We start from the raw sequence: 6,773 nt of genomic DNA, 5'->3' as shown, positions 1-6,773 counted from the left end.
TTTTGATTCTATACAGTTCTTAAAAGCTAAAAAAGCAGGGGCATCAAAAATTGAAAAATTGTTTCAATTCAATATTGTTGAATTGACCCCCGCGTACGCGCGCGAGGGAAACAGCCTCTAACGTATGATAAACGCATTTTTAGAAATTTAAATAGGAGGAATTGCATGTCTAAATAGGAGGAATTGCATGTTTAAAAGGAGGAATTGCATGTAAAAAAAAGGTCTAAATAGGAGGAATTGCATGTTTAATAGGAGAAATTGCATGTAAAAGCGACTAATTGCATATAAAAAAGGAGTTTATTTTTTTTTAAACTCCTTTTTTATATATTTGCTTAAATACCTCTATATGAAGCCTAAAAGACAGTACAACCGACAACCTAACATTATTACTAAGAGCAGTTCTGAAATGACTCTAATTGAAAAAAGGATCATGTATCTGGTAATTAATCGGCTAGATGTTGGTTTTGATGTGCAACCGGATTTGTTCAAAAACATGGAATTTAAAATCAATTTCGACCAGGTACAAGAAACAAATTATAAAAGGGTAGTTCAAGCTGTAAAAAAATTACAAACCAGGGTGTTAACCATAGTTGATGATGATATGGCTGAGGAATATGAAGCAATTATCCCTTTTCCCAAGGTAAAAGCAAAAGGGGGAGTAATCACACTTACCATGCTTGCTGATGTTGTTCCATATTTTTTAGAATTAAAAAAGGGATTTACAAAGTATGAATTAGCTGCTGCACTAGCATTAAATAGTATTTATGCGCAGAAGCTTTACGAATTATTCAGCCGATGGAAAGACAAAAAAGAGTGGTATGTTCCTTTAGTACAACTCCAAAAATTATTGAAGGCAGGAAATTATAATTATAAAGATTTCAGGGTGAATTGTCTTGAAAAGGGTATTGAGGAGATAAATAACAAAACAGATTTGTTTGTGTCTTATGAAGCGGAAAAGATGGGTAGATCTGTGACTGATATTCTGTTTACAATTTTACCAAAGCCAACAGGTAAAGAAGAAGCAGAGCAGGTGGTTAAAGAGGAACTAAAAATGATTAGTGATATGTCTCCGGCACAAGTGCATCTCTACACTCAAAAATTGCTTAATGATTACTCCTTTACCCCAAAACAACAAGAAGCTATTATGTCAAGTACGGACTTATTTAATCGGTTTATAGAACTTGAAAGCAAAATTGCCAATGGGCTTATAGAGGTCAAAAAAACGCCTACAGCATTAATGGCGCATGTTTTATTTAAAAAAAAATAACTCATAATATGTTATTTCGATTATCAGAGTTGATCCTGAGCGCCACACGAAGCTCCAGAGAGCATCTTCTCTGGGAGTAGTTTGAAGAAGGCTAATTGTTTTAAAAGCAGTAAGCACTCTAGATTTTGATCTGATGTACTTACCCTTGCGTAGCCTATTTTCAGCTGATGAATTATTATCAAAAACTCATTATCAAAATGAGAAAAAACGCTTTGATTAATGGAATGAGTTTATGATAATCGGCAAAAAATAAAAAGATCGATCAGGTTTAATAGGGAAAGATTTGATGTCCAATTTCACTATCCCAGTAGCTAACAATAAATTCTCAAAAAACGAGGGTTTACCTGTAATCTTCTATTACGGTGGATTAAGTAATATTGGCAGGTCATGAGAGTAAATGATCATACGTCAATTCTGTACATTTGAACTTATTGCTAAATTATGAAGACTCTTATAACAGCTTTCCTTTTCTTTCTAGTTAGTCTTGTAAGTGCATATGCTCAAGTAGACACATTAGTTGACGTAGGATCCTATAAGCTGCATTTTAGAATATTGAAGGGTGAAATGAATCCAATTTTATTCGAATCTGGCGGTGGACTTGATGCAAGGCAGTGGGATTCGATATCGACAGTTCTTCATGGTGAACTGAACGCGACCATTATTACTTATGACCGTCAAGGTTTTGGTCAAAGTGGTTTAGATACCTCAAAGTTTAATATCCTTGATGAAATCAAAAGTCTAGAATTGGCATTAGAACGCTTAGGATTTGCAAATAAAAGTAAACTGTTGGTATGCCACTCCTTGGGAGCATTTTATTCAAGACTATACGCATTTAGAAATCCTTATCTAGTGACGGGGATTATAATGCTGGATCCAAGAATACCATCATATGCAGACATGAGGTTTGCGAGAAGCGTATCTTCAAAGCTAACTCGGGCTGATTTTAGTGAAAAGGATCTTGGTTTATACTACGTCTTAGCGAAAATGGAGCGGAATAGTGATTTCTTAAGGAAGAAAAGCATTCCTGCAAATATACCCATCGTGCATATAATGGCAGAACAAGGCCCGTTTGATACCAAGGAAGAAAATGACAGGTTTAAATCAGCTCAGAAAAATTTTTTAAAGACCAGGGCAAATGCAAGCTCAGTATATGCTAAAGGTAGTTCGCATAACATACCTCAAGACAAGCCGGATATTGTCGTTTCAGAAATCTTAAACTTTTACAGACAAAATTTGAAGAACAATTAAGTGCTAAAACTCTTATTCTACACGGGATATTGATTTGCCATTCTTAAGATCAAGGAACTGCTTATCAAAAAAAGGTCGTTTTTTGGAGCTAATAATATATCACCTGGACATTCCTCTTCTTTTGGTTCTGATCTCATTTTCCTCTGGCTTGTTTATGGATATTGCTTTGTTTTTCTCCTTTTTCTCCCACTCAGCCATTTGTACGATGAAGTTCGTTGTCCGGAGAAAAGATCTTTCGTTTAGTCGAATATCCAGATTAAAATAAGGCTTTCCGGTTTGTGTCTGCATTTGATCTAGTTTCCTGTTACTTACTTCTATCTCTTTGGATTTCCCGGTTAATCTTTCCCATGTGGTCGGCTGCCGAGGCTTTTCCTGCATTAATTTGTTGTATGCTTGCATTCGTTGCAGATAGTTATCATAACTCCTTAAAATCTCTGTCTGTGCTTCTATGAGTTTGTTTTTATTGATAGTGATGCTTTGCTTCCCTACTTTGTAAAAATACTGCTCACCTTGTTGAGTAAACCCATTTTTTAGGAAAATAAGATCAACATTGCAATGAAGATTACCTTTGTTTATTTCTGCTCTAAATTCAGCGATGGAAAGGCTTACCGCTTGATTATATTGTTTAACAAAGTGCATTTGCTGGAGGTCTCTTTCACTTGGCACAGGCTTTCCTTTTAATATTTCAGTCTGCAATTTGGCATTACGTTCATTATAGGAAAGTGCAATGGAAGCATACCGGTTAAGTACCCTGCGTTTTTTTTCATGATCTCTATGCGCTTCCCAGGTTTGCCATGAATTTTGATCTGGCTTTAATTCCCTCATGTAAATTCTGATCGCCTGATCAGCCAATTGCTCATTATTACTGAATTTTTCAGGATTTTGCCGAATGAACAGCAACATTTTATTTTTTATTTCTCTACTTAAAACCGGTCTTTTATCAATTTTAAGGGGCTTTTTTATAACCTGACCCGCTTTTGCATTTTCAGTTAATTTCTTGCCTATATCACTCCATTTATATCCTACTGCAGAACCTTTAACAGCAATATCATTGCTCCGAAAACTTACCCCCGCTATTCCATTTTTATTTTCGGAATATTTCACCTCGATTCCTTTTACTTTAAGCGCCTGCAGTAATTGTTCAGGCGTTCGTATTTCCTTTTTAGACAGCAGCGCCTCTAGTTCTTTTCGGATTTCGGCTTTAACGTCATTGATTTTGGGGTTTTTCCCGTTTTTAAGTGCTTTTACCTTCTCTACTTTTACAAACTTATATCCTTTTTCACTGCTTGGATCATACTGCCATTGCCGACCAGGTGTAGGCAGTAAACCTTGCTCTTTTTCAATTTTATCACAGATCACATTCAGACGAACTTTCAAAAGGGAGTCGCTGAGTAAGCTCCCATCCATGCCAACACGGCTAGCCACAATATGAAAATGTTGATGTGCAGCATCCTTATGCTCCACCACAACATATTGATGATCCGCCTTAGTGATCCCAACTTCTTCAAGCAGGGTATTTATAGCTTTCTCAGCCTGCATTGCGTTTAATCGCTCTGCTGGATCAAAACTCAGGGCTAAGTGTAAAACATTGTTTTTGCAGTTAGGCCGGTCTTCCTGGAACATGGCCATTTGATTGGACATGTCCTGGATATCCCCAAAAAGATTATTGACCTGGACAATCTCGGCTTTTTGTTCTTGCGGCAGCTTCTTATCTTTTTGCTCGATAGCATAGGCCAGTACCGAAGAAGAATTTCCTGACACACTACATATTTTTGCTATAGCCATCTCGAACTGCTTTAAGGATTTTGTCTAATTCGTGCGCCACATCAGGAATGGGTATTCCGGTTTGGTGCATGTGCTTTACCAACTGATTAAAGTTGTTGCACAGGTTTTGGAAATCTCGCTTATCAGTGGAAACGGTTGAATTGGACAACTCCAATTTCACTGTTGCTTCATTTCTATAGTAAAGTTTTCGGGTGTAGGCCGAAAAATTAGACCCGTTTTTCTCGACTATGCTTTCAATAAAGTCCTTTTCGGCTTTATTGAACCGAACCTCTTTTTTATATAATCTTTGGTCTTCTTCTTTCTTCATTTCGGCGGTGGGTTTCCCTAAAAAGTAGCGTAGCGTTAAGCTTTTTAGCAAGTTGGTGAAGGCATGGTATAGAGGTGATAACCTAAATACCATGACAAAACCACAACTTGCACTTTTTTAACGCACTATAAAAATAAGCGGAAAAAATGAGAAAATGAAATTTTCGAATTTTGTTGAGGGGAAGGGGGTAAAGAAATAAATCAGAAGATTTATTTCTGGCAAGGGGAGTAGAATTTTGTATTAAAGATTATACTTCAAATTCTACTTTTGTCTTCTTTACTTGAAAAAGAAGAGGGCTTATCTTCAACCAGGACAATAGCATCCCTGGATGCCCAAAAGACCTCAGCAGAAGATTGAGACATATAACCAATCTGAACCGTTGCGTACTAATGCTGTTCTTATATAGGTGCTTTCATATTCAGTAAATCTGAACCGTTGCGTACTAATGCTGTTCTTATATAGGTGCTTTCATATTCAGTAAATCTGAACTGCTGCATCCATCCTAATTTATGTAAAACCTCTTTTTTCATGGCCTTTTAAAATAATCCTAAAAATTTCTTTCTTTTTGCCGGTTCAGGTTCAAGAGCTGCCTGGGTCTGTGGAGTGATCACTGGCCGAGCTTGATCTAACAAAAGCAAACTGCGTTCTAACACCTCAATACGTTTATCTTTTTCAGCAGATAAGTCCTCTTTATGCCTTAACTCCTGCTCTAATAGGGCAATTTTAAAGTCCCGATCATCAGGCAGTTGTGGATAGCCATCTTTAGTGACACTGTCAACCTCATGGATAGCCTTATTATTGTCATTAGGGACATGGACAAGTGGATAATTTTGTTGCAAAAAATCAATTTTTAAAAGTAACCGACCTTTTTCATCACGCTGTATATATTCTTTGTTTTTAGGCTCATTACAAAGCCTTCTTATTTGCCTTTCGCTTTTTCCAGTAGTCTCAGATGCTTGTTTAAGCGTTAGATAATTGTCCATTTTATTAAAGTTCGTTTTGACACATGTCATTGACATATAAAATGACATGTCATAGTAATGCCGACTAGTAAATATACAAATTTTGACATGTCATGTCTCATGTCATCCGCTTTAAAATCGCTTTTAATTCCCCTTTAGTAAGTATTACATAAGGGAAGAAAGAAGTCGTATTATTTATCTGCATAATGGCCTTGTGCTGCTAATACCCACACGCTGATTTCCTCATCATTTACAGTATAGATAAGCCGGTGCTTTTGGCTTATCCGGCGAGACCATTCCCCTTTATTTTCATATTTCAATTGTTCAGGCTTTCCGGTTCCTGAATAGGGGTGAGCCTGTAATTCCACCAGGAGCTTTTCCAGTTTTTTAAATGAATTTTTGTCAGACTTCTTTAGTTTTTTGATATCCTCTAATGCCTGGGAGTGAAAATTGATTGTGTAAATCCTCATAAAGAATCTAAAACTGATTTTAGTTCTTCAGGCGTGCTGGCTGTTACAGAATTACTTTCGGCTCGCTCGCTAAGGCGGTTTTTAAGTTGTTTAATGTTCCTTTTATCCGCCCAGTACAGATCACCGCTTGGACTGATATCAAAAGGGTTGCAACGATATTTTTCAGGAATGGCTAAAAATTCTTTTATCCATTCTTCACTGAAGAATTGAGAATCTGGCTCATCCGTAACAATGAAATTGACAAATTTTTTACCTCTTTTTACCGCTACCCGCTCTTTTTCCGCAAGTTCAAAATAGGTTTTGGTCTCATTTCTTAATTCCCTAGTTGATATTATTTTCATAACCACATATTTAATACACAAATGTGTACACAAAATTAGTAATAACTTTTTAAATCGACAATAAACATCTTCATCAGATTAATTTCCTCTTTAATAAGGGCAATAAAGCCCGTGCAATGAATTAAAAGAATAAAATGGGTTATCTGACATCTTAAATAAATAACGTCTTAGATCGCCTTAAAATGCGTCAATAGAAAATAACTAAAGTCTTAGTTGACCGCCCCGGCGACACTCTTTCTTTTTTTCTTCCCCCGCTTTTTGATTTTCTTGATTTCGTTCAACAATGGCTAGGTCATTTTTTTGATTCTATACAGTTCTTAAAAGCTAAAAAAGCAGGGGCATCAAAAATTGAAAAATTGTTTCAATTCAATATTGTTGAATTGACCCCCGCGT

At 36.4% G+C, this 6,773-nt stretch carries 7 protein-coding genes; 2 read left to right on the top strand and 5 right to left on the bottom strand.

Translation table 11 applies throughout. The features are described 5' to 3' along the window. Nucleotides 1–346 precede the first annotated feature (346 nt). Complete coding sequence (locus AAKU52_RS16880) at nt 347–1,267, top strand: replication initiation protein (protein ID WP_354335717.1); 921 nt, start codon at nt 347–349, stop codon at nt 1,265–1,267. A gap of 441 nt (nt 1,268–1,708) precedes the next feature. Beyond that, the gene (locus AAKU52_RS16875) at nt 1,709–2,515 is read left to right on the top strand and encodes an alpha/beta fold hydrolase (RefSeq protein ID WP_354335715.1); all 807 of its coding nucleotides are present in this window, start codon (nt 1,709–1,711) and stop codon (nt 2,513–2,515) included. 99 nt (nt 2,516–2,614) lie between these two features. Here the strand turns inward: AAKU52_RS16875 and AAKU52_RS16870 are convergent, their stop codons facing one another. The 5 genes from AAKU52_RS16870 to AAKU52_RS16850 form a co-directional block, all read right to left on the bottom strand. Beyond that, nucleotides 2,615–4,300 (bottom strand): relaxase/mobilization nuclease domain-containing protein, encoded by a 1,686-nt coding sequence (locus AAKU52_RS16870; protein WP_354335713.1) that lies wholly within the window; start codon nt 4,298–4,300, stop codon nt 2,615–2,617. Then, complete coding sequence (locus AAKU52_RS16865) at nt 4,278–4,607, bottom strand: plasmid mobilization protein (RefSeq protein ID WP_354335711.1); 330 nt, start codon at nt 4,605–4,607, stop codon at nt 4,278–4,280. The genes AAKU52_RS16870 and AAKU52_RS16865 overlap by 23 nt, the downstream gene beginning before the upstream one ends. 536 nt (nt 4,608–5,143) lie before the next feature. After that, nucleotides 5,144–5,590 carry a hypothetical protein gene (locus AAKU52_RS16860; RefSeq protein WP_354335709.1) on the bottom strand — a complete coding sequence of 149 codons (447 nt, stop codon included), beginning with the start codon at nt 5,588–5,590 and terminating at the stop codon, nt 5,144–5,146. 170 nt (nt 5,591–5,760) lie between these two features. After that, the gene (locus tag AAKU52_RS16855) at nt 5,761–6,039 is read right to left on the bottom strand and encodes a Txe/YoeB family addiction module toxin (protein WP_354335707.1); all 279 of its coding nucleotides are present in this window, start codon (nt 6,037–6,039) and stop codon (nt 5,761–5,763) included. After that, the gene (locus AAKU52_RS16850) at nt 6,036–6,380 is read right to left on the bottom strand and encodes a hypothetical protein (protein ID WP_354335705.1); all 345 of its coding nucleotides are present in this window, start codon (nt 6,378–6,380) and stop codon (nt 6,036–6,038) included. The genes AAKU52_RS16855 and AAKU52_RS16850 overlap by 4 nt, the downstream gene beginning before the upstream one ends. Nucleotides 6,381–6,773 lie beyond the last annotated feature (393 nt).

Source organism: Pedobacter sp. CG_S7 (genome assembly GCF_040544395.1).
In the GTDB taxonomy this organism is placed as follows: Bacteria; Bacteroidota; Bacteroidia; order Sphingobacteriales; family Sphingobacteriaceae; genus Pedobacter.
The sequence above is the reverse complement of the archived record's forward strand: the minus strand, read 5'-3'. Positions and strand labels throughout refer to the sequence as shown.